General features: G+C 40.0%; 25 protein-coding genes. 15 read left to right on the forward strand and 10 right to left on the reverse strand.

Going from position 1 to position 20,010, the window contains the following annotated elements:
* Positions 1–383: 383 nt before the first annotated feature.
* Complete coding sequence (locus tag ACERJO_RS19735) at positions 384–1,298, reverse strand: TIGR01777 family oxidoreductase (RefSeq protein ID WP_373648623.1); 915 nt, start codon at positions 1,296–1,298, stop codon at positions 384–386.
* A gap of 97 nt (positions 1,299–1,395) precedes the next feature.
* On the opposite strand from ACERJO_RS19735, the gene recX reads away from it, so the two are divergent.
* A complete protein-coding gene (recX, locus tag ACERJO_RS19740) occupies positions 1,396–2,196 on the forward strand; it encodes a recombination regulator RecX (protein ID WP_373648624.1) in 801 nt (266 codons plus the stop codon).
* 13 nt (positions 2,197–2,209) lie between these two features.
* Positions 2,210–2,521 (forward strand): YfhH family protein, encoded by a 312-nt coding sequence (locus tag ACERJO_RS19745; RefSeq protein ID WP_247105988.1) that lies wholly within the window; start codon positions 2,210–2,212, stop codon positions 2,519–2,521.
* 1,050 nt (positions 2,522–3,571) lie between these two features.
* On the opposite strand, the gene ACERJO_RS19750 is transcribed toward ACERJO_RS19745, so the two are convergent.
* Positions 3,572–3,727 carry a YpzG family protein gene (locus tag ACERJO_RS19750; RefSeq protein WP_081728018.1) on the reverse strand — a complete coding sequence of 52 codons (156 nt, stop codon included), beginning with the start codon at positions 3,725–3,727 and terminating at the stop codon, positions 3,572–3,574.
* Positions 3,728–3,750: 23 nt separating this feature from the next.
* Positions 3,751–3,903, reverse strand: coding sequence for a small acid-soluble spore protein K (sspK, locus tag ACERJO_RS19755; RefSeq protein WP_060526032.1), 153 nt, complete (start codon positions 3,901–3,903; stop codon positions 3,751–3,753).
* A gap of 89 nt (positions 3,904–3,992) precedes the next feature.
* On the opposite strand from sspK, the gene ACERJO_RS19760 reads away from it, so the two are divergent.
* Complete coding sequence (locus tag ACERJO_RS19760) at positions 3,993–4,259, forward strand: YfhJ family protein (RefSeq protein WP_247105989.1); 267 nt, start codon at positions 3,993–3,995, stop codon at positions 4,257–4,259.
* A 46-nt stretch (positions 4,260–4,305) separates the two neighbouring features.
* Here ACERJO_RS19760 and ACERJO_RS19765 read toward each other — a convergent pair whose 3' ends face one another.
* On the reverse strand, positions 4,306–5,286 hold the full coding sequence (locus tag ACERJO_RS19765) for a metal-dependent hydrolase (protein WP_247105990.1): 981 nt from the start codon (positions 5,284–5,286) through the stop codon (positions 4,306–4,308).
* An 84-nt stretch (positions 5,287–5,370) separates the two neighbouring features.
* Here ACERJO_RS19765 and ACERJO_RS19770 point away from each other — a divergent pair, with 84 nt between their 5' ends.
* The 3 genes from ACERJO_RS19770 (at position 5,371) to ACERJO_RS19780 (ending at position 7,991) form a co-directional block, all read left to right on the forward strand.
* A complete protein-coding gene (locus tag ACERJO_RS19770; RefSeq protein WP_373648625.1) occupies positions 5,371–5,682 on the forward strand; it encodes a hypothetical protein in 312 nt (103 codons plus the stop codon).
* 434 nt (positions 5,683–6,116) lie between these two features.
* Positions 6,117–7,208: an A/G-specific adenine glycosylase gene (mutY, locus tag ACERJO_RS19775; protein ID WP_373648626.1), complete on the forward strand. Its 1,092-nt coding sequence runs from the start codon at positions 6,117–6,119 to the stop codon at positions 7,206–7,208.
* A 27-nt stretch (positions 7,209–7,235) separates the two neighbouring features.
* Entirely contained in the window at positions 7,236–7,991 is a 756-nt protein-coding gene (locus ACERJO_RS19780; RefSeq protein ID WP_373648627.1) for an SDR family NAD(P)-dependent oxidoreductase, read from the forward strand.
* A 56-nt stretch (positions 7,992–8,047) separates the two neighbouring features.
* On the opposite strand, the gene ACERJO_RS19785 is transcribed toward ACERJO_RS19780, so the two are convergent.
* Together ACERJO_RS19785 and ACERJO_RS19790 are read right to left on the reverse strand one after the other, a co-directional pair.
* Positions 8,048–8,383: a hypothetical protein gene (locus ACERJO_RS19785; RefSeq protein WP_373648628.1), complete on the reverse strand. Its 336-nt coding sequence runs from the start codon at positions 8,381–8,383 to the stop codon at positions 8,048–8,050.
* A 22-nt stretch (positions 8,384–8,405) separates the two neighbouring features.
* Positions 8,406–8,627 (reverse strand): cytosolic protein, encoded by a 222-nt coding sequence (locus ACERJO_RS19790; protein WP_247105995.1) that lies wholly within the window; start codon positions 8,625–8,627, stop codon positions 8,406–8,408.
* A gap of 209 nt (positions 8,628–8,836) precedes the next feature.
* Here ACERJO_RS19790 and fabL point away from each other — a divergent pair, with 209 nt between their 5' ends.
* From fabL to ACERJO_RS19810, 4 genes are all read left to right on the forward strand, one after another.
* Complete coding sequence (gene fabL / locus ACERJO_RS19795) at positions 8,837–9,589, forward strand: enoyl-[acyl-carrier-protein] reductase FabL (protein WP_247105996.1); 753 nt, start codon at positions 8,837–8,839, stop codon at positions 9,587–9,589.
* Between the two features lie 59 nt (positions 9,590–9,648).
* Entirely contained in the window at positions 9,649–9,858 is a 210-nt protein-coding gene (locus tag ACERJO_RS19800) for a gamma-type small acid-soluble spore protein (RefSeq protein ID WP_247105997.1), read from the forward strand.
* Positions 9,859–10,175: 317 nt separating this feature from the next.
* Positions 10,176–10,703 (forward strand): nucleoside tri-diphosphate phosphatase, encoded by a 528-nt coding sequence (gene ntdP / locus ACERJO_RS19805; protein WP_247105998.1) that lies wholly within the window; start codon positions 10,176–10,178, stop codon positions 10,701–10,703.
* Positions 10,704–10,930: 227 nt separating this feature from the next.
* Entirely contained in the window at positions 10,931–12,670 is a 1,740-nt protein-coding gene (locus ACERJO_RS19810) for an ABC transporter ATP-binding protein (protein WP_373648633.1), read from the forward strand.
* A 653-nt stretch (positions 12,671–13,323) separates the two neighbouring features.
* Here the strand turns inward: ACERJO_RS19810 and ACERJO_RS19815 are convergent.
* The 3 genes from ACERJO_RS19815 to sda form a co-directional block, all read right to left on the reverse strand.
* Entirely contained in the window at positions 13,324–14,394 is a 1,071-nt protein-coding gene (locus tag ACERJO_RS19815; RefSeq protein WP_373648629.1) for an FUSC family protein, read from the reverse strand.
* A gap of 13 nt (positions 14,395–14,407) precedes the next feature.
* Positions 14,408–15,706: a glutamate-1-semialdehyde 2,1-aminomutase gene (locus ACERJO_RS19820; protein WP_373648630.1), complete on the reverse strand. Its 1,299-nt coding sequence runs from the start codon at positions 15,704–15,706 to the stop codon at positions 14,408–14,410.
* 142 nt (positions 15,707–15,848) lie between these two features.
* The gene (gene sda, locus ACERJO_RS19825) at positions 15,849–15,977 is read right to left on the reverse strand and encodes a sporulation histidine kinase inhibitor Sda (protein WP_247106002.1); all 129 of its coding nucleotides are present in this window, start codon (positions 15,975–15,977) and stop codon (positions 15,849–15,851) included.
* A 152-nt stretch (positions 15,978–16,129) separates the two neighbouring features.
* Between sda and ACERJO_RS19830 the strand changes: the two genes are divergently transcribed.
* The 4 genes from ACERJO_RS19830 (at position 16,130) to perR (ending at position 18,016) form a co-directional block, all read left to right on the forward strand.
* Positions 16,130–16,543 carry a potassium channel family protein gene (locus tag ACERJO_RS19830; protein ID WP_247106003.1) on the forward strand — a complete coding sequence of 138 codons (414 nt, stop codon included), beginning with the start codon at positions 16,130–16,132 and terminating at the stop codon, positions 16,541–16,543.
* Positions 16,544–16,599: 56 nt separating this feature from the next.
* Positions 16,600–17,073, forward strand: a complete 474-nt coding sequence (gene bcp, locus ACERJO_RS19835) for a thioredoxin-dependent thiol peroxidase (protein ID WP_247106015.1) — start codon at positions 16,600–16,602, stop codon at positions 17,071–17,073.
* A gap of 61 nt (positions 17,074–17,134) precedes the next feature.
* Positions 17,135–17,437: a cyclic-di-AMP receptor gene (locus tag ACERJO_RS19840; protein WP_247106004.1), complete on the forward strand. Its 303-nt coding sequence runs from the start codon at positions 17,135–17,137 to the stop codon at positions 17,435–17,437.
* Between the two features lie 138 nt (positions 17,438–17,575).
* A complete protein-coding gene (perR, locus tag ACERJO_RS19845) occupies positions 17,576–18,016 on the forward strand; it encodes a peroxide-responsive transcriptional repressor PerR (protein ID WP_247106005.1) in 441 nt (146 codons plus the stop codon).
* Positions 18,017–18,291: 275 nt separating this feature from the next.
* Here perR and ACERJO_RS19850 read toward each other — a convergent pair whose 3' ends face one another.
* Positions 18,292–18,660, reverse strand: a complete 369-nt coding sequence (locus ACERJO_RS19850; RefSeq protein ID WP_373648631.1) for a YgzB family protein — start codon at positions 18,658–18,660, stop codon at positions 18,292–18,294.
* 276 nt (positions 18,661–18,936) lie between these two features.
* Between ACERJO_RS19850 and ACERJO_RS19855 the strand changes: the two genes are divergently transcribed.
* On the forward strand, positions 18,937–19,809 hold the full coding sequence (locus tag ACERJO_RS19855; RefSeq protein WP_373648632.1) for a nucleotidyltransferase-like protein: 873 nt from the start codon (positions 18,937–18,939) through the stop codon (positions 19,807–19,809).
* The last annotated feature ends 201 nt before the right edge of the window (positions 19,810–20,010 follow it).

Raw genomic sequence — 20,010 nt, forward strand, 5'->3', positions numbered from 1 at the left:
AAAAAATAATCATTTCTTTACAGAAAGATTAAAGAATAGACAAGATATTTAAAGAAAAGGTGGATTGCAAAAAAGGGGGAGAAAATAGGAGGAAAATGAACAAGTGAGTTACAAATTCGTTAATGAAAAAATAAGAAATAACCGCACGAAATGAAATTCTTATTAAAGAATCTCATCGTCGAGGAACTGAAAAAGTTTGATTTTTGAGGCCACTGAAAAAGTTTGGTTTTAACTTTTTCAGTGGCTTTGAAGTAATGTGCGTAGCCATTATTCTTCCTTGAGTTACTAGAAAGGACTTTTTCAGTGACCTCTGATTATTAATTTTTTCAGTTCCCTCTGGTCCGGTTTTCTTAACTCATACCCTTTCATCACAGCCTCGTCGCTTATTTCTTCCCTTGTAGTGTATCTGTTAGAGCAGATTTTAGCGTAGCATATTGGAATGTGTAGTCGAAGTCTGTGCTTTTCTTTGGTAAGACCTTTTGGCCATCAAGTACTAATGTACTCATTTCTCCGAGTGCGATCTTAAGGAGGAAGGCTGGGGTTGGGAACCAGTGAGGTCTGTTTAGCACACTTGCTAATGTTTGACCGAACTCCTTCATTCGCACAGGGGTTGGTGCTGTGACATTTAATGGTCCGTTGATTGTGCTGTGCTCTATAGCGAAAGTGAATAACCGCACGACATCGTCCATGTGTATCCAGCTCATCCACTGTTCACCTGTACCGAGGTTCCCACCCGTAAAGAGCTTATATGGCAGTAGCATTTTCGGCAATGCGCCTTCCTTCTCATCAAGTACGATTCCTAGCCGACAAAAGGCAACCCGTACCCCGAAATCACGAGCTTTAGCTGCTTCCTTTTCCCAGCTATTAACGACTGTCGTTAAATAGCTATCATCCACAGGCTCTGAGTCTTCAGTAAAAGTGGCACTTGCTGAATGGCCATAATAGCCAATCGCTGATGCATTGACTAATACGCGTAAAGTAGGAGTAAGATGCTTTATTAAGTCGATGACTGCACGTGTTGATTGTATGCGGCTGTCGAGAATCGCTCGCTTTCGTTCTTCTGTCCATCTGCCTGAACCGATTGATTCACCTGCTAAGTTAATAACAGCCTCGACATCTTGCAATTCTTTTTCAGGGGTAGCATCATCATGTAACCATTCGACATAACGAACATCGTCTTTTACTGGTTTGTTTGTAGCATCTCTTGTTAAAATGTAAACAGTATATCCTTGTTTCGTTAAATATTCAGTTAAAGCAGAGCCGATTAAACCTGAGCCACCTGCGATTGCAATGTTCATTTGGATGTCCTCCCTTTAGACATTGACATGTATAGATTTATTGTAAGTTTTTTTTGATAAAGAGCCAACATTAACGGTTTGAAGGAGTCTTGAAAATATGGTAGCTATTACGAAAATAGAAGTTCAAAAGAAGAATAAGTCGAGGTATTCGATTTTTGTGAATCGCGGAAATGGAGAAGAATATGGCTTTAGCGTTGATGAAGATGTTTTAGTCAAGTACCGTCTCCAAAAAGGACAAGAAATCAATGAAAAGGAATTGCGGGACTTACTTGATGCAGATGAAGAAAGAAAGGTTTACCACTTGGCTATTCATTATTTGTCTTATCGTATGCGCTCGCGTAAAGAAATTCGTGATTATTTAATTCGAAAAGAGAAGGAGGAAAAATATATTGATATAGCAATAAAGAAATTAGAGCAAGAAAAATGGTTAGATGACCGGGAATTTACACGAGCTTATATTCAAACAAAACGATTAACACAAGTGAAGGGTCCTAGGAAACTAAAGCAAGAATTAATGACGAAAGGAGTAAATGAAGAGATTATTGACGCTCATTTAATGGAAATACCGGTTGAAGAATGGGTCGGAGAAGTGAGAAAATGGCTTGAAAAGAAAGGGAAACAGGATAAACGCTTGTCACAACGATCGAGGAAAGATAAGCTAGTTGGGCAGCTATATGTAAAAGGCTACACAGAAGCTATTATTTCAGAAGCGCTAAGCACGTTTGAAAATGAAGATCAAGATCGTGAAGAATGGGAAGCGATTTGTTATCAAGGGGAAAAGATAAGGAAAAAGTATCGGCAGTTACATGGCTGGGAGTACAATCAAAAGTGTAAGCAAGCCCTCTACCGTAAAGGCTTCTCAATTGATATGATTGAACAATATTTGCAGGAAGAATAAGGAGTGAGTTCTAGTGCCTGAGAAACGATTCAGTGAAATGACCGAACATGAGTTACGGACAGCTATATCTAACTTTAACGAAAAGGCTAAGAAGGCAGAACAAATGGGTATGTCGAACGAATTTGCAGTTTATGAACGAAAAATGTTAATGGCTCAATCTTATTTACTAGATCCAGCCGATTACAAGTCTGGTGAAATCTATTCTTTAAAGGGGAGCACGTCAAGCTTTCAAGTTGACTATTTGAATGGATATTTTGCTTGGGGCTATCGAGATGGAGCTAAGGGCTTAGAGGCTGTTCCGATTTCATTGCTTGAAAGAAAATAAAAGACAACGACATCTGATCAGGTTAGCTCTTGATTAGATGTCGTTGCATTTGAACAAGGCTTTCGAAATATATATATTCAAAAAGAAGTTGGAGATAACGAAAGTAGTTAGCTGAGAATCCGAACAGTGAAGTCTATTTCATGAACTGTATATTTGCATCGTTGTGTATTTGTTCGGTTTCTCATCTATTAAAACACTTTTGTCCCAGCCTCTTTACTATTTACAGCCATGATGTTTAAACATAGATCTCACATGAACAGCTATCACATCATCACAACAGAGCTTAATAGATTCACTTACGTCATTGCAAAAGAATAAATAAACGGTATCACAGCATACATCAAAGAAGAATGCGTCTATATAGTCTCCTCCTCTTAATCGAACTCTAACAGGAGTATTTCTAGTTATACCTTTAAATAATTCTCTGCAATCACACTTACACTTACGGTCATGGTCGTGACCTCTGCTACCAAAAACACAATCATTCCAACACATTAATATCTTCCTCCCTAAAATAAATTTTTATTCGTTATATCTTACGAGAAAAATTCTTTTTTGGTTGGATAAGTTAATTAGTAGATTAGCCTTTTTTGAAAATAGAGACAGATATACTAGGGTAAAAATAATCATTTTGTAATAGTTTTCCACCTTGTTTTTAATTCATCCTTATTAGAGGGATAAAAAAAGGGGAGAAGTCTATTAGTATCAATGAATGATATCTATACTAACAATTTCAGAGCGTTGTTTTGTTGCACGAAATAGTGTGATGAGTTTTATATCAACACGACTATTTTTGCAAATATTAAGGTATTAAAGCAAACGGGTAATCAAATCTTGATTGAAATGAAGCAACCCTTCAATGTTCATGTTCAAGATTGCAAATACCGGATTACGAGTAGTGTTAGGGTTAGCTTATTTCCGGGGAGCATGGGGATTTTAGCAGGATCAAATATAAAGGATGGGATCGGTTTAGCTTTTACGGTGATAATATGAATGATAAAAGCGCCTTACGATAAGAATGAGGCTCATCGTAAGGCTTGCTACAGCGCATTAACTTCGTTGGATTCGGCGGTGGATTCTTGTTTTGATATCATGCTGTGACATTTGCGTTTCACCGTTCACTTGATGTGAAGCATGTTTAGGGTTGGCTCGTGGAGAATCAAACGGACTCTTGTATTCGAATGCGTGCATCGTTTCCTTATTCATGACGGACACCTCCGATTGATCAACTACTTTTCTTGCTCTTGGCTATTTTTCATTCGCTCTTGTGGGCGCGTATTAATGGTCCCATTTGGTCGTAATGATTCATAGGTGTTGTAATCTTTCGGTGAACTTCCTTTGAAGTTAATATGATTAGGAAAGTCCTTTGCTTTATTTCTCACGAGTGTCCCTCCTTTAAACATGTTCACTTATAGTATGGTTTGATATAATGTGATTATTTCACGCAATGTTTGACAAAGGAGGAACGGATATGGAAACTCGCTTTCAACGTTTAACGGAACAGCTTCTTGAACGTAATGAACAATTAACGATGCAACAAGCGAGAACATGGGTTGAAAGCTTATGGGAGGATTTTGAGGTGACGAGAGCGAGGGGTGGCTGGAGCTACAAAGGGCAGGACGTGACGGAGAAGGTTGTGGCCAAATGGATTGCTCAATATGGACCACATCTTCACCACTATAAGCCGAAAGAGAAGAAATTTAACCATTTGAACAATGAAGATCCGTTTCCACATTAATGAGTGATTTCGGCGATCGCAATGACCGCCGAAATCGAATAAACGATTAGGGAAGGACGATGTTAAGCTTCTTCTGTAAGGCTTCTTCACTGAATACCCATCCTGTATAGGAATTCATAACGGAAAGTTCCTGATCTAGCTGGACGATCGCTACAAATGGATAGTGCCCTTTGCTTCGATATCTAAGATCGACGAAACGAACTTCTGTTATGCCATCCTTCTCAAATGTTTCCCAACGATACGTCGGTGAAAAGGAAAGAAAAGCATCAAGATTAGTGTCTTGTCGTGCGGCATTTAAGACTGCTGTATCAGGAATCGGATCAAAGGCATATTGCTCGAAGTATTCAAATTGTCTGTTGCGACATTCTGTTACATACATAACACTAGGCGTTCGAATAACAACATGCCACTGGCTCCAGTTTATAGTTGGTGAAACAAAGACATGTGTTGCGTCTGGATGGGCTTCTTTGGCGATTTGTACGACCGCTTTCTTTGTTAGAATCCTCCATATATAATAGAGAACGGTAATGATATACAATGACAGCATGACAGGTCCGGGTGAAAGCCCAACTAGCCATAGGGAAAGAGCAACTAAGTGACTAATGAAAATAAAAGGGTCAAAGATATTAATGACGCCAAGTGCAATCCATTTATTGGAGAAAGGTCTTAATGCTTGCGTGCCGTAAGCATTAAAGATATCAACGGAAATGTGTAGGAACACAGCAATAAAAGCCCAAAGTAAGATCGTTTGCCAATTGCTTGTGCCTGTATATAATGTAATGCCACCTGTAATGAGCAACGGCCATGTGAAAAGTGCAGGTACAGAATGGGTGACGCCTCGATGATTCCGTATGTAGACGGCGTTGTTTTTTAATTTTAAAATTGTATCAAAGTCAGGAGCTTGTGAACCGATAATGGTTGCGGTCATAACCGCTGCTGGTAAGAGCGGGTCGTTTGCTACAATGGGATCTAATGTAGCTAATCCTCCAAGTGCGATACCCATCACCACGTGTGTTCCAGTATCCATGCTGAGATCCTCCTTATCGGTTAAAATAGGTATAGTTTATTTATACCCGAAACTGAAGAGATTAAAAAGGGAGATAAGGAAAAGATGACGAAACCTTTACAAATTTTCATGGAGTATAAAATAAAACCAAAAAAAATTAAAGAATATGAAGCGTCGATGGAAATGGTACTTGCGACATTGCCAGATTATGATGTGACTGAAGTTGAATGGTTTGTCGCTGAGGATCAGCCATATCTATATGTCGAAATGTTTGAAGTGCCGACGGTTTCTCATTACCAAGCATTGAAGAAGCTAAGGCAATCTACGGAGCATCCTGTGTTCAGCTCGATTGTGCCGTATATTGAGGGTGGAGAGAAGAAAATCCATTGCTGGGCATTTCAACGAAAAGATGTGTAAGAGGTTGTTCAAGCTTAGTCGGAACGGTTCCTCATTCCGCTAAATAGGGGAAAATATCATACAATGTGAATAAAGGAATCCTCATTCCTCTAAATCGGTGTTAAAAAGAGAAAATGCGGATCAGAAGGCTGAATAACGGAATGAGGATCCGCTAAGTAGTCGAATAAAGCAGGTAAAGGTCAAATAGAGGAATGATGATCCAATCCGGCTTCTAAATGGGCACCACCTTTTTAATGAGGCCCCTGAAAAAGTACAAATCGACTTTATCAGTGCCTTTCATCTGACAAGCAATGTCTTCATTCGTTGCTCACTCGTATTATGCTGTTCCAAAACAGACAACGATTTTGTTCATTGCTTGAAGGGCATTAAAAAGTTAAAAAGCAACCTTTTCAGTGGCCTTTTTCAATGCTTTTTTTAACAACAAGGGGGAGAAGATGAGTCAACCATACGTAAAAGATTTTTCACAGAAAACATTTCAGGTAGCTCTTGTTGAATGGTTTCATTCACAGAAGCGTGATCTACCTTGGCGACAGACGAGTGATCCATATAAAATATGGGTATCGGAAATTATGCTTCAGCAAACTCGTGTCGATACAGTAATCCCTTATTACCAAGCATTTATAAGACAGTTCCCGACGCTTTTTGATTTAGCAAAGGCAGATGAGGATGCAATCTTAAAAGCGTGGGAAGGATTAGGCTATTACTCAAGAGTTCGCAATTTGCAGAAGGCGACGCAGCAGGTTCTCGATCAATTTAACGGAGTCGTGCCAGACACTCGCAAAGAAATATCAAGTCTTAAAGGAGTAGGGCCATACACAGCAGGAGCGATTTTAAGCATCGCCTATGGGAAGCCTGAGCCCGCAGTAGATGGGAACGTAATGAGAGTGCTTGCGCGAGTATTGCTAGTGAATAATGACATTGCTAAGCCAGCTACTCGTAAGCTCTTTGAGACGATATTATACGAGCTTATTCATAAGGATGATCCATCTGGATTTAATCAAGGACTTATGGAGCTAGGAGCGCTCATCTGTACGCCGACCTCGCCAGGCTGTCTAATCTGTCCTGTGCAGCAGGTTTGCCGCGCTTACTCTGCTGGAAAACAGGACGAGCTACCAGTGAAAACAAAAAAGAAAAAGCCAAAGGCTAAGGAGCTCGCAGCGACGATCATTCGAAATGATAAAGGGGAAGTGCTGATTGAGAAAAGGCCAGATAATGGCCTATTAGCACGGCTATGGCAATTCCCTATGGTGGAAGCGAAGAGAGACGAGCAGGTGACTGCTATCCATGAGCAATTTGCGACATATGACATCTCATTAAAGCTTGAAGATAAGGTGCAGGAAGTAGAGCATGCCTTTTCACATTTGAAGTGGACAATTGACGTGTATGAGGGAACAGCAGGGGATCAGTCGGGAGCCTATACCGTTGAGCGAATGTGGGTTGAAATCGAGCGACTAGAGGATTACGCCTTTCCTGTTTCGCATCAAAAGATCATTGAAGCATTAAAAAAACGACAGCAATATAGCTAGTTTTGAAAACGGGAGGAAGATGATTCGATGGATTTACAATTAAGCGGAAAAGTAGCCTTAGTAACAGGCGGTTCAAAGGGAATTGGATTGTCGATTGCTAAAGGACTACAGGAAGAAGGAGCGAGAGTCGTCGTCGTTGCGCGAGGAAAGGAGGCTTTAGCTGAAATAGAACAGGAGCATGACAATATCGATACGATAGCAGCCGATTTAATGAATGCAACAGAGCGCGAGGATGTTATGAAGCATATCACCGAGCGTTATGGCAAGCTAGATATTTTAGTAAATAATGTTGGTGGAAGTAACGGAGGAGCAATTATGGAGACGAGTATGGAGCTTTTTTACGAGGGGCTTGAATTAAACTATTTCTCTGCCGTGCACTTTAGTAAATTAGCCTTACCGTATATGAAGGCCCAGCAGTCTGGAGCAATCATTAACATAACATCGATTTTCGGACGTGAGTCAGGTGGGAAGGCAACGTATAACAATGCGAAGGCAGCGATGATTAGTTTTACAAAGGCATTAGCTGATGAAGTGATTATCGATGGAATCCGGGTGAATAGTGTCGCTCCTGGATCAATCTTACATCCGACAGGGAATTGGCAAAAAAGAATTGAGGAGAACCCTGAGAAAATGAAGCAATTTGTTGATGGTGAAATTCCAGGAGGGCGCTTCGGCCGACCTGAGGAAGTGGCGAACGTCGTCGTCTTCTTAGCATCTGAAAAGGCGAGTTGGGTATCAGGTGCCACTATTAATGTCGACGGTGGACAGTCAAATAGCTTTTAATGACGATAAAACGTTCACCATGAAAGGTCATGGTGAACGTTGTTCGCTACAAGGATCTATTGATCATCATTAATAAGGTGGATTTCGCGGATCTTTGCTTTCGTTTCTTCTGTTCCTAAGCGATATAGCTCCTCAAACACGTCGTTTAAGCCTCTTTGGTATTCGTTCTTGTCGCGATCTCCTTCTTGATCGTCGAAATGACGAAAGGAAAATAAGTTCCCAAGCTCAACGTCATGAGCTTGTACTTCGCGAAGGAGCTTTTCGAGTTCCTTCTTCTCTAATGAAGTCGCCTCAATCTCATACTCAATGAGCTGACCATCATTCACGCGTATAGGGCTAATATCATCCATACTAATCGGGTTTAAATTCACATAATACAATTGCTTTTCCATTGAATTCTTCCTTTCTACGCGGTTAATCTGGATGAATTTCGGTTCCGTTAGTCCAGGTGGCTTCGTGCTTTAAGCCCCCTCTTTCTTCTATTTCCTCAATAATTTCGCGATGGATCGTCACACCTTCTACATTTAAATAGGGCGTTACTTGCTGCATACTATGATGAAAATAAGCTAATTCTTTATCTGTCCATTGTTCAATTGATAGCATCGAAAGCTCGGTCATATCACGTCCGACATACATATTAATTCCTCCTGAATAATGATGGCTACTTTACTTTTGTTCAAACTTTTTTATAGAGGTTGTTTCAAAAGGACGGTTTTCCCTTTTGGAATGACCTCGAAGGAAGCAATTGCTATATTTTTTTGACCAGGCACCTATAGTGTTCCTGTTCGTCATTTGCACTATACGTTATAATAAAGGGAATTGTTGTATTGAAGGAGGAAGTGGAAGTGGAACAAAGTAAAGTGGCACTAGTAACCGGCAGTAGCCGTGGGATTGGAAGGAATATTGCACTTAAATTAGCGGAAAAAGGGTATGACATTGTCATAAATTATGCGCGTAGTAAAAAAGCTGCGCTTGAAGTGGCACAGGAAGTTGAAGAACTTGGGCAAAAGGCACTCGTTATTAAAGCGAATGTAGGGAAGCCAGAAAAAATTAAAGAAATGTTTGCGCAAATTGATGAAGAGTTTGGAAGGCTTGACATACTTGTGAACAATGCTGCATCTGGTGTGTTGCGACCAGTGATGGAATTAGAGGAGAGTCATTGGGATTGGACGATGGATATTAATAGTAAAGCGCTCCTTTTCTGTGCGCAGGAAGCGGCAAAGAGGATGGAAAGGAATGGTGGTGGATCGATTGTCAGCTTAAGCTCACTCGGTTCTATTCGCTATTTAAAAAATTATACAACTGTTGGCGTATCAAAAGCTGCAGTCGAAGCTTTAACACGTTATTTAGCTGTCGAGTTAGCGGAAAAGGGGATTCGAGTCAATGCCGTTTCAGGTGGAGCGGTAGATACAGATGCTCTCACTCATTTCCCTAATCGCGATGAATTACTGAATGATGCAAAGGATCGTACGCCTGCAGGGAGAATTGTTGAAACGGAAGATTTGGCAAAGTCTGTTTTATTCTTACTTTCCGAAGATGCACATATGATTCGAGGTCAGACTCTGATTGTTGATGGAGGAATTTCTTTATTAACGTAATTTTTTTTGAATAAAGTTCTCACCACCCGGACACCTTAATAATCGTGGAGGTGAGATACATGAATAACAACCAACAACAACAAGCACAGCAACAAGCTGCACAAACAAATAAGCAGCAAGTTCGTAAGCAAAATGCAGCTTCTGCACAAGGATCTAGCTCAAACACTGAGTTCGCTAGTGAAACAAATGCGCAAGAAGTTCGCCAACAAAATCAGCAGTCTCAAGCTCGTAAACAACAAGCTTCTGCGAATCAGCAGCAACAAAAATAATTGCTGTCAATCAGAAATACCTTCTGGCATAACGTCCAGAGGGTATTTTTTTGTAATTCCGCTGAATGCAATGATTAAGTTCAATAGCCTCCCGAATTCTTCTTTCAAGCAACGCATGTACATATCCAAAAAATAATGCATTTAGAAAATAGTCAAATCATTTCAAATCGATTCTGAAAGAGTTATAATAGGAAGTGAAGGAAAATGTTTAGTGATTGTACAGGGTAGTGAATAGAGGGGATATGTGGTTTTGGACTGTATAAAGGGATCCTACTCTACCTACTGACGTCTTAAAACTGAATAGAAAGGAGTAGCGTATGAATTTTCCCAAAGTTGGTAGCAACATCGAAATCCATAGCTACAAGCATAATGGATTGATTCATCGCATTTGGGAAGAAACAATTGTGCTTAAAGGGACGTCAAAGGTTATTATTGGAGGGAATGACCGGATATTAGTGAAAGAATCAGATGGTCGACATTGGAGAACTCGAGAACCAGCAATCTGCTATTTTGATGCAGAGAAATGGTTTAATACGATAGGTATGATTCGTTCGGATGGGATATACTATTATTGTAATTTAGGTTCTCCGTTTACATGGGATCAAGAGGCGGTAAAGTATATTGATTATGACCTTGATATTAAAGTTTTTCCTGACATGACCTTTAAGCTCTTAGATGAAGATGAATATGAGTTGCATAGTAAAATGATGGAATATCCACCGGCTATTGATACGATATTACAGCGTAGTGTTGATGAGCTCATATCATGGATCCATCAACGGAAAGGGCCGTTTGCTCCGCAATTTGTGGAGAATTGGTATGAACGTTTTTTACAATATCGATAGAGAAGATTGCGTTTATCCAGTTGTAATGGATGAAGAGCTTCTATAAGAAGTTGTCTCTTTAAAAAGGGACAACTTCTTTAACAAATAAGGACCAAAAAACGGGTGACGCTGTCTTCGTACGTACACATAGCACGAATGTGTATGACGCAATTAAAATAAGAGTTTCAGCCAAAGGGTAAGTAAATTTAGAGAAGAGATAGGCGCTATGGCTTGAGGGGTGATTGACACTGGAAAGTATGAAACGTTACATGGCATTTGTAAAGCCATATTGGAAGGAAATTATTATTACTGTATTAATTGGTTTATTAAAATTCGGAATTCCATTAATGCTTCCGCTCGTGATGATGTATGTGATTGATGATATTATTTTTGCCGAAGCGATGTCCGAGGATGAGAAGATGTCAACTCTTGTTCAAGTAATGATCGTAATGGGGATTTTATTCGTTGTCGTCAGACCACCAGTTGAATATTTCCGGCAATACTTTGCACAATGGATTGGTAGTAAAATTTTGTATGATATTCGCGACCAGCTTTTTACTCATATTCAGAAGCTGAGCTTGCGGTTTTATTCAAATCGAAAAGTAGGAGAAATCATATCACGAGTGATTCATGACGTGGAGCAAACGAAGAATTTTGTCATTACGGGACTTATGAATATTTGGCTTGATTTAGCGACGATTATCATTGCACTTATTATTATGTTTAATCTCAATGTTTGGCTTACACTCGTTGCGATTTCCATGTTTCCGTTCTACGGATTTTCCGTTAAATATTTTTATGCGAGGCTACGTGAATTAACTCGTGTTCGCTCTCAAGCGTTGGCTGAGGTGCAAGGGCATTTGCATGAGCGTGTGCAAGGAATGAACGTCATTCGTAGCTTTGCGCTAGAGGACTATGAGCAAGATCGTTTTGCAGAGCGGAACAAGCATTTTCTAAAGCGGGCGATTGATCATACGAAATGGAATGCTAAGACGTTTGCCGTCGTCAATACGATTACCGATATTGCTCCATTGTTAGTTATTTTCGTATCAGGTTATTTTGTCATTACAAATCAATTTGAAGTTGGTGTGATGACAGCCTTTGTCCTCTATATGGAAAGACTATATGGGCCTTTGCGAAGACTAGTGAATTCGTCAACGACGTTAACACAGGCGATTGCTTCAATGGATCGTGTATTTGAATTTATTGATGAGAAGTATGATATTAAGGATAGCGAACATGCGAAGGCATTGGATCATGTAAATGGGCAAGTAACATTTCATGATGTTAGCTTTGGGTATGAAGAAGACGATCGTATTTTGCAAAATCTGAACTTTGAAGTAAATAAAGGGGAGACGGTCGCCTTTGTCGGAATGAGTGGTGGAGGGAAAAGTACACTCATTAGTTTAATTCCTCGGTTTTACGATGTAACCTCAGGACAGATTTTGTTCGATGGAACTGATATACGGGAATTTCAAGTGCGTTCTCTCCGAGATAAAATCGGCATGGTCATGCAGGATAATATTTTATTTAGTGATTCGGTTAAGCAGAACATACTAATGGGAAAGCCTGATGCGACAGAGGCTGAAGTGATCGCAGCGGCTCAAGCGGCGAATGCCCATGAATTTATAATGAATTTACCACGTGGTTATGAGACTGAGGTTGGTGAACGTGGGGTGAAGCTTTCTGGTGGTCAGAAGCAACGAGTGGCGATCGCTCGTGTGTTCTTAAAAAATCCGCCAATACTCATTTTCGATGAAGCGACTTCAGCATTGGATTTGGAAAGTGAGCATTACATTCAGGAGGCGATGGAAAAGCTCGCTCGAAATCGCACAACATTCATCGTCGCTCATCGCCTTTCAACGATTACTCATGCTGATCGGATCATTGTGATCGAAAATGGACGTATTATTGAAGAGGGAAATCATCAAGAGCTTATGAAGCGAAGAGGAGCATACAAGAAGCTGTTTGATGTTCAACAGCTATAAGGAATAGCTCTCTTATGACGTTGTAAGGACGTTGTAGGAGAGCTTTATTTGTGAAGGGATAGGGCATAGTTCTGTGAAGAAAGCCAGGGGTGAGGCTTTGAGCAGAATAAGGGTAATTCTCATTCGGTTAACATGGGATTGTATCAATGTCGCAGTAGGAAGTTAGCATAGAAGATTAGGATAATTCATAGGTGGCGTGAGCAATTCAATGGAGAGCGCTGGGCTTCGTTCGTTACTCGTTAATCTGAAAGAACCCCACTTTCAGATTAACTGATACCATTGTAACGGCTTTGCGCAACACTAGCGCGTTTTTTCTTATGCCGAACGGAACCTCATTCCGTTAAATGGACGAAATAAGTCGGTTTACGTTCGAAGTGGAACGTCATTCCGTTAATACGCCAAAAAAAGTGTGAAGAGAGGCGTAAATGGTCAAATAGCGGAATGAGGTTCCGAACAGGTCGTAACAAACCCTATAATGGGGGAATAGCGGAATGAGGTTCCATTAAAGAGAATGAAGTGAATTCGCTTAGAGGAGTGTGCTGCGCTCCAGGATCAGTGCAATTCAATGAAGAAAAGAGCGATACCGCGGAAGCGATTGACTATAAAAGGTAAGAAAATGCGAGAATGGGATCATTCAAAGAAGCGCGTTTTCCTTATTCTACCTTCACTTTGTTCTCGCTTGTGTGGTAGCTGAAGAAGCTATCAATGAGTTGTTCGAGGTGCTCTAGCTGTTCTTGGTATTCGGTTAGTTGAGTAATGGCTGGAAGGGTGTGCATCCACTCTTCTCCGGTTAGTGTTTCTTGATCACGTAAGGCAATTAACTGATTAAATAAGGCTTCCTTCCGTACATGTAAGGCGGCCTTCGTTGAGTCGGTTTGTTCGACATGGGCCTTGCCAACATAACGGAGCATTAATAGCTCGTGGTAGGCTGTAAGCTCATATAGTTGTTTCTCAAGTAATTCGTGAACCTCCTCCGCTTGCTCATGGAGGTTATTTAAGCGGCTTGCGATATTTTTTAGCACGAAAAGGGATTTCTTTGTTGTGATCGCCATTTGTCTGAAAAGAACGACTTTCCGTGCTTTAGCGTATTTATTACGCATGAAGTAATTTCGTTCTTCTTTATAATATAAATACAGGTTGTCGATCTCGACTATTTCTTCTTCAAGTCGGACGATATCCTTCTTAAGAGCCTGATGTTCAGCGCTTTGTCGAATAAATAACTGAAGCCATTGATGAATTTCCTCAGAGACGTTCAAAATTTTCTGGTATAGCTTCGTCTCATATTTAGGAGGAATGAAGAGTAAATTAATGATAAATGCCGACAGTACTCCTAATATAATAAGGGAAAATCGGCTTAGAGCAAATTCAATAAAGTTAGACCCTGGGCTTTCCATAATAATAATGATCGTCACAATTGCAATGGGAATGGTCGTTGGCTCAAGCTTGAATTTCAATATAAGAGCAATCGCTAGTACGACAGTAAACCCAATGACAAACGGATCGGCTCCTAGCGTTAAAACAAATATCACCGCAAGCACGGCCCCGATCATATTCGCTTGGAATTGATCAAGTATCGTTTGGAACGTCCGATATATCGATGGTTGGACCGCGAGTGCTGCAGTTAAGGCAGCAAAGGTAGGTGGTTCAAGACCGATCCAAGAAGCGATATAGAGCGAAAGGATAATCGCTAAGCCTGTTTTGAAAATGCGTGCACCTAATTTCATTTTGATCCCTCATTTATTGTGCGGCGTTCATCACAGCGAATGCTTCATCAACAGCAGCTAATGTTTTGACTATATCCTCATCTGTATGAGCAATCGTCAAAAACCATGCTTCATATTTGGACGGAGCTAAATTAATCCCACGTTTTAGCATTTCTTTAAAAAATTTGGCGAACTGTTCACTATTTGAGTTTTCGGCTTGCTCATAATTTGTAATCGTTTCATTCGTAAAATAAATGGTTAAGGCTCCCTTCAAACGATTGACGGTAATCAATTGACCGTGCTTTTTGGCCAATTGAATAATTCCATCCTCTAAACGAGCGCCTAAACGATCAAGCTCCTCATAAATTCCTTCTTCTTGTAATATTTCAAGGCAAGCAATTCCAGCACTCATCGAAGCCGGGTTTCCGGCCATTGTTCCAGCTTGGTAAGCAGGACCAAGTGGAGCGACCTTTTCCATAATATCCTCCCTTCCGCCATAAGCACCAATCGGCAAGCCGCCACCAATAATTTTCCCTAACGCTGTCATATCTGGTTGGACACCGAGTAAGTCTTGGGCGCCACCATACATGAATCGAAAGGCTGTAATAACCTCATCATAGATCACGAGAGCGCCATAATCATGTGTAAGTGAGTTAACGGCCTCTAGAAAGCCTTCCTGCGGTTGAACGATGCCGAAGTTACCGACAATCGGCTCGACAAGAACAGCGGCCACCTCATCGCCCCATCTTTTTAATGCTTCTTCGAAAGCGTTAATGTCATTAAATGGGACCGTGATCACTTCCTTGGCGATGCTTTTTGTGACACCGGCAGAGTCTGGCGTACCTAAAGTAGAAGGGCCAGATCCAGCGGCGACGAGAACAAGGTCAGAATGTCCGTGATAACAGCCGGCAAATTTAATGATTTTATCTCGACCTGTATAAGCACGTGCGACCCGAATAGTTGTCATCACTGCTTCTGTACCCGAATTGACAAAACGTACTTTCTCTAGTGAAGGAATCGATTCTTTTAACATTTTCGCAAAAGTGTTTTCTAACGTCGTCGGTGTTCCGTACAAAACGCCACTTTCTGCTGCTCTTTGTATAGCCTTCGTAATATGCGAATGAGCATGTCCAGTAATAATCGGACCATAGGCTGCAAGGTAATCAATGTACTGATTACCATCGACATCCCAAAAGTAGGCGCCCTTTGCTCGTTCCATAAAAATAGGTGTCCCTCCACCGACAGCTTTATAGGCTCGTGAAGGGCTATTGACTCCACCTAAAATATGTTGTTGTGCTTCTTTATAGTATTGCTCTGATTTTGACCAATTCATGACATCTCTCCTATACTTATTTCCTTGTCATGATAGTATTCAATCATAGATGCCTAAGAAGGGCAAGTATCCTGTAGGGAGTGTTGGGAAAGTTTAATAATATTCTGATTACTTCCTTTTGGATAATAGGAGATTAACATGATTAAATTTCATCTTGAAGGTCTCTTCTTTTAATTTCTTCCAGTAATAATGTGAGAAAGGATTCATTTAATTGTGCTTTCCTCGCTTGAGCATAGGCTTCTAACAGTTGTTCATCTGTTAACTGTTGCATCACTCAACCCTCCTCTTGTAATGGGATAAGTACAGATGTTCCCTTACTATTTTACCAGTGAAAATGGAGAAAAACTATTAGGAAATGTAGGAAACATGTCCTTCTAATGGTCAATTTGTATTCATATAATGAAAAGGATGGGAGGGGAAAATATGAAGCTGATTGTCGTAATTCTTTTATTAATTTCAACGGTTGGAACGATTGTGAGCCTACTGATGCTCTTACGTTTTCGACCCCATCCTTCAACACATCTTGTTTCATTAAGTCACTTTGGGCTCCTCATTCTCGTCTATGCTACGTTAATCTCCTCATTTGCGATCTTATATACAGGAGTTGAACTGATTGGTATACGTGTCATTCAAATTGATGCCCCATTATTCGGAGAAACGATTAGTATGCTAGATATGATATATTTTAGTGCGATCACGATGCTTTCAGTCGGATATGGTGATATCGTCCCAATTGGATTAGGACGTCTATTTGCGGTTGTTCAGTCTCTTATAGGATTTCTATTACCAGCGGCATTTGTCATGAACACATTTTTGCAAGCAAAAATGGGACGGTAGTTGTATTTCTTGTGTACATCAGCTACTCTAGAAGAAACGGTTGAAGGGATGATTGAATCATGGTCGAAATAGGACAAGCCGCACCTACTTTTACACTTGAAGACGTATCAGGAGAACGTGTATCGCTAGAAGATTTCCGTGGTAAGCAGGTTGTTTTGTATTTTTATCCGAAAGACATGACACCTGGTTGTACAACACAAGCATGTGATTTTCGCGATCATATGGAGGATTTCTCTGCCTTAAATACAGTCATTATTGGCGTAAGTCCTGATCCAATCTCAAGACATGAGAAGTTTAAGGATAAATATAACCTTCCTTTTTACTTACTAGCAGATGAGGATCATCAGGTGAGTGAGTTATATGGTGTGTGGAAGCTGAAGAAGAATTTTGGCAAAGAGTATATGGGGATTGAACGTTCAACCTTTATAATTGATAAAGAAGGTAAGCTCATTAAGGAATGGCGCAAGGTTCGTGTGAAGGATCACGTCGAAGAGGCGTTAATGTATATTAAGGATGAAATAGAAGGATAGACAGGAACCAATTCTTTCAATGAAGAGTATAAATAGGTAACAGGGTAGAGGAGGAAAGGCGATGAAGCTGCTTGTATGTATTATTGATAACTTCTATAGAGATGAAGTTGAAAAGCAATTGAAGCAAAAAGATTACCGTATGACAGAACTCGCGAGCTCTGGTGGGTTTTGGCGTAAGGGGAATACAACTTTCTTGTTTGGGGTTGAAGAACAGGATGTCTCTATATTAAAGGAGTCGATTAAAGGGGCATGTCTTGATTTAGAGAAGAAAAAGCAAAGAAAGAGCAAGCAAGCCCATCGCTTCACCTCATTTTTAGTAGATGTGAAGGACTCTGCGCCTTTTTTGGCGGGGACTCAATGGTAAAATAAAATAATGTCTGGAACTAGCGACAGGATCTATTTACAAAATATTCTTCATGTTACCTTGATTGACAATGTGACCATTCGATATTATACTAATTACAAAGTAAGAATGGTTTTTTTGAAAGAGAGGTGCATGACTATGTCTGGTCATCGCTTACAAGATGCACTTGAAACGTTGAAAAGTACACGTGTGCGTATGACTCCTCAGCGTCATGCGATTCTAGAATTCCTATTTGAATCAAATACCCATCCGACAGCTGATGATATATACAAAGCGTTAGAAGGGCGTTTTCCAAATATGAGTGTCGCGACTGTTTATAATAACTTACGCGTCTTTAAGGAAGCTGGTATCGTAAGGGAGTTAACGTACGGTGATTCATCGAGTCGCTTTGATTCAGTTACATCCGATCACTATCACGTCATTTGTAATGACTGTGGGAAGATCGTCGATTTCCACTATCCGGGATTAGATGAAGTGGAGACACTTGCTGAGCATGTGACAGGATTTAAAGTGCTAAATCATCGAATGGAGATTAATGGCATTTGTCCGGATTGTCAAACAAAAGCAAAGCAACATTAAACAATGGAACTCGAATGGTTAATAGCTGTTTGGGTTTCTTTTTTATAAACTAACGAGTTATAAAATTCGTAGAAATGATTTTGGGAGAGTCTAGGAATCATAGAGTAGGATATAGATGAAGGCGGCGGTGAGTTGCCGTAGTGTTTTAGCAGAGGGAACTCACCAGCCGAGAATGGAAACCGAAGTAGATGTGCTAAGCGACGATCAGATAAGAATGTTTTGAGAGGTGTCTCTTTCACTTCAAATGAGAAAACATGCTTGATAATGATAGTCAGTTATGACAGATTACCTTTTTCTTGCTTCTTTTTATTGTACGCTTCATCGAATTCTTTTCCTTCTAATGATTTGTCTAATGTAAGAGGTTCACGACAATGCATGCATGCATCTACACGCCCTAGCATTTTTGTTGCGCCACCGCAATTTGGACAAACGACTTGGATTGTTCTTGTTGAAAGCATACCAATCCAAAAATAAACGACCGTACTCGAAATGATAAATAGAAGTCCAAGAAGCATGGCAATAATCATAATGACTTGTGATTCACGAAAGAAGATTCCGATGTACATAACTAATATCCCAACAAAAACAAGACCTAACGCAAAGGTTCTGATTTTGTTAATTTTGTTTGCGTATTTCAATCCCACGTTATTCCCTCCTAACTCGTCATAAGGGCACTGAAAAAGTTTGATTTTTAACTTTTTTGGTGACCTTTAAGCAATGAGCGAAGCCGTTGCTTGTCAAATCAAAGGTACTGAAAGAGTTAATTCGTACTTTTTCAGTGGTGTCCTTCATTCTAGTATACCATAGAAGGCCATTATCGGATTTGACAGAGAAATGAATTGTCTGTAGAAGGAATTTTTTTGAATGTGGAGAATAGTTAGTATAGATTTGCATGTGATTAATAAGGAGTGGGAAGAACTATGGTGATTGATCAATCTTTGCGTCAAATGTATCAGAAGTATGCAAGTCATGATGGGACTTTAGCTATTGTTGTGGTTGAAAAGGTGAATGTACCATTAACGGTTACGGATGGATTTGACGTTGTTGTTCTTCTTATTAAAGATGAGTCTAATTATTCATGGGATATCCATCATTATGTGATAGAGGGGAAGTCTGTTTCTTTTCATTGCGTTAGTATAGAAATGATTGATCAAACATTATTGACGGGGAATCATCGCCGTTTAATCGATTGGGTTGTGAATGGAGAAGTGGTCTTTGATCGAAATGAAAGCTTACGTACGATTAAAGAACGAATCGATGCACTTCCTGTTGAAGATCGTCAAAAGAAACTAACGATTCAATTTAGTAAATTGTTAAGAAGGTTTGAAGAAGGAAAAACCTTTTTTCGTGAAGGGCACTTTTTTGATTCGTTTAGTCATATGATGCACGCTCTTCATCATCTTGCTCGTTTGTCGATTGTTAATCAAGGGATGTATTCAGAAGTGGTCGTTTGGGAGCAAGTGAAAAGAATAGATCCGCCAATTTATAAATTGTATCAGGAGCTTTTTAATAGTAACGAATCGGTCGAGAAGAGAATAGAATTATTATTGTTGGCGATGGAGCTCTCCATTCAATCGAAGACGGATTTAGGAAGTCGCCATTTCTTAATGGTTTTGACAGAGCAAAAACGACCTCTTACAATGACTGATTTAATGAAATTAAATGAACTAGAAGCATATCGCTTGGATTTAGAATTACTCGTTCGTCATTTAGTAGAAAAAAGAAAGCTAAAGGCTGAAGAGCGGCAAGTAAGTAACCAGGATTATAAACAATATAGTTATTCATGTTGCTGATCTTGAAAAAAGTATTGACGTTATTCTTCTTCGATGATATATTATTACTTGTCGCTGAAATGAGCGACGGAATAGTTTTGAAAAAAGTCTTGACATCAAAAATAGTTTGATGTTACGATGTAAAAGTCGCTAAAAACGACGAAAGTTCTTTGAAAACTGAACAAAAGCCAAGCGAAAAAGAGACAATTGTTGCGTGAGCAG

It is taken from the genome of Halalkalibacter sp. AB-rgal2 (assembly GCF_041821005.1).
Lineage (GTDB): Bacteria > Bacillota > Bacilli > Bacillales > Bacillaceae_D > Halalkalibacter.

Bases quoted from the DNA above. Each gene is read 5' to 3' on its own strand.
- ACERJO_RS19760 (WP_247105989.1), top strand. From the start codon at position 3,993: ATGGAAACTCGCTTTCAACGTTTAACGGAACAGCTTCTTGAACGTAAT.
- ACERJO_RS19855 (WP_373648632.1), top strand. From the start codon at position 18,937: ATGGTGATTGATCAATCTTTGCGTCAAATGTATCAGAAGTATGCAAGT.
- ACERJO_RS19830 (WP_247106003.1), top strand. From the start codon at position 16,130: ATGAAGCTGATTGTCGTAATTCTTTTATTAATTTCAACGGTTGGAACG.
- recX (WP_373648624.1), top strand. From the start codon at position 1,396: ATGGTAGCTATTACGAAAATAGAAGTTCAAAAGAAGAATAAGTCGAGG.
- ACERJO_RS19840 (WP_247106004.1), top strand. From the start codon at position 17,135: ATGAAGCTGCTTGTATGTATTATTGATAACTTCTATAGAGATGAAGTT.
- ACERJO_RS19735 (WP_373648623.1), bottom strand. From the start codon at position 1,298: ATGAACATTGCAATCGCAGGTGGCTCAGGTTTAATCGGCTCTGCTTTA.
- ACERJO_RS19815 (WP_373648629.1), bottom strand. From the start codon at position 14,394: ATGAAATTAGGTGCACGCATTTTCAAAACAGGCTTAGCGATTATCCTT.
- ACERJO_RS19790 (WP_247105995.1), bottom strand. From the start codon at position 8,627: ATGTATGTCGGACGTGATATGACCGAGCTTTCGATGCTATCAATTGAA.
- ACERJO_RS19750 (WP_081728018.1), bottom strand. From the start codon at position 3,727: ATGAATAAGGAAACGATGCACGCATTCGAATACAAGAGTCCGTTTGAT.
- sda (WP_247106002.1), bottom strand. From the start codon at position 15,977: ATGCAACAGTTAACAGATGAACAACTGTTAGAAGCCTATGCTCAAGCG.
- perR (WP_247106005.1), top strand. From the start codon at position 17,576: ATGTCTGGTCATCGCTTACAAGATGCACTTGAAACGTTGAAAAGTACA.
- ACERJO_RS19780 (WP_373648627.1), top strand. From the start codon at position 7,236: ATGGATTTACAATTAAGCGGAAAAGTAGCCTTAGTAACAGGCGGTTCA.
- ACERJO_RS19800 (WP_247105997.1), top strand. From the start codon at position 9,649: ATGAATAACAACCAACAACAACAAGCACAGCAACAAGCTGCACAAACA.
- ACERJO_RS19820 (WP_373648630.1), bottom strand. From the start codon at position 15,706: ATGAATTGGTCAAAATCAGAGCAATACTATAAAGAAGCACAACAACAT.
- ntdP (WP_247105998.1), top strand. From the start codon at position 10,176: ATGAATTTTCCCAAAGTTGGTAGCAACATCGAAATCCATAGCTACAAG.
- mutY (WP_373648626.1), top strand. From the start codon at position 6,117: ATGAGTCAACCATACGTAAAAGATTTTTCACAGAAAACATTTCAGGTA.
- ACERJO_RS19785 (WP_373648628.1), bottom strand. From the start codon at position 8,383: ATGGAAAAGCAATTGTATTATGTGAATTTAAACCCGATTAGTATGGAT.
- ACERJO_RS19770 (WP_373648625.1), top strand. From the start codon at position 5,371: ATGACGAAACCTTTACAAATTTTCATGGAGTATAAAATAAAACCAAAA.
- ACERJO_RS19765 (WP_247105990.1), bottom strand. From the start codon at position 5,286: ATGGATACTGGAACACACGTGGTGATGGGTATCGCACTTGGAGGATTA.